Source organism: Treponema endosymbiont of Eucomonympha sp. (genome assembly GCF_001028545.1).
In genome coordinates, this window is sequence record NZ_BBPW01000142.1 from 1 (window position 1) to 1,656 (window position 1,656).

At 62.9% G+C, this 1,656-nt stretch carries 1 protein-coding gene; it reads left to right on the forward strand.

Annotated elements, in window-relative coordinates; translation table 11 throughout:
- Nucleotides 1-188: 188 nt before the first annotated feature.
- A partial coding sequence (gene carB / locus AWU74_RS05390; protein ID WP_162504868.1) for a carbamoyl-phosphate synthase large subunit occupies nucleotides 189-1,656 on the forward strand: 1,468 nt, incomplete at its 3' end.

The window sequence follows — 1,656 nt, forward strand, 5'->3', positions numbered from 1 at the left end:
CAGACAAAGCCTGTAGGCGCCGCGAGTTTGCGGTAAGCGAAGCGGGGCAAACTCGGTAGCACGCCTACGGCGTGCGGCAAACTCTGTCGTTCGGCGGTAGCCGAACGCGCTTGCGCAGCACGCCCCTTCAAACGCCGCGCAAAAAATGCTATAGTCCCGCCGGAGAAACCGCAGGGGGAGGACGCCGAATGCCGCTGAATACCGCTCTCAAGAAAGTGCTCGTCATAGGTTCCGGACCGATAGTCATCGGGCGGGCTGCCGAATTCGACTACGCCGGGACGCAGGCCTGCAAGGCGCTCCGCGAGCAGGGCTTGCGCGTCGTGCTGGCGAACTCGAACCCCGCGACGCTCATGACCGACAGCACTATGGCGGACGCGATTTATATAGAGCCGCTCATCCCCGAGACGATTAAGCGCATTATCGAAAAGGAGCGGCCGGACAGCCTGCTCTCGACGCTCGGCGGACAGACGGGGCTGACGCTGTCTATGCATCTTGCCAAAGAGGGCTTCCTCGACCGCTCCGGCGTCCGTCTGCTCGGCGCGCGCCCCGACACCATAGACCGGGCGGAAGACCGCCAGCTTTTCAAGGATACGATGCTCGCTATCGGCGAGCCGGTGATACCGTCGAAGGTGGTTACGGACGCGCCCGACGCGCTCGCCTTTGCCCGCGAAATAGGCTACCCTGTCATCGTGCGCCCCGCGTTTACGCTCGGCGGCACGGGCGGCGGCATTGCGGACGACGAACGCGCCCTCCGCGAGATTGCGGAGAACGGGCTGCGCCGCTCGCCGATTCGCCAGATCCTTGTGGAAAAAGGGATTTCGGGCTGGAAAGAAATAGAGTACGAAGTGATTCGGGACGGAGTCGGCAACGTGATAACCGTCTGCTCTATGGAAAACTTCGACCCCGTCGGCGTGCACACCGGCGACAGCATAGTGATAGCGCCCGCAGTAACGCTCTCGGACAAGGAATACCAGATGCTGCGCTCCTCGGCGCTCAATATCATCTCGGCGCTCAAGGTCGAGGGCGGCTGCAACGTGCAGTTCGCGCTCAAGCCCGATTCCTTCGAGTATGCGGTCATAGAGGTAAACCCGCGCGTGTCCCGTTCCTCGGCGCTCGCGTCGAAAGCGACCGGCTACCCTATTGCCAAAGTCGCCGCGCTGATTGCCGTGGGCTACCGCCTCGACGAGATTCCCAACGCGGTAACGCACAAGACGGCGGCGTGCTTCGAGCCGGTGCTGGATTACGTGGTGGTGAAGTTCCCCAAATGGCCCTTCGACAAGTTTGTGTACGCCAAGCGCACGCTCGGCACGCAGATGAAGGCGACCGGCGAAGTCATGGCTATCGGCACGAGCTTCGAGCAGGCGCTGATGAAGGCGGTGCGCGGCGCGGAGATTTCGGTAAACACGCTGAACCTGCCCGCCTTTGCCGCCGAAAGCGACGAGGCGGTCTTCCGCCGTGTGGGCGAATGCACCGACCAGCGGCTGTTCGCCATATTCCAAGCGCTGAAGCGCGGCATGACTATCGGGCAAATCCACGGCATAACCAAAATTGACCGCTGGTTCCTCGCCAAGCTCGCGCACCTTGCGGATATAGAGGCCCGCTTTGCCGCCCCCAAAGCCGGCGGCACCAGAGCGGAAGGGCGCCGCGGAGGGAAAC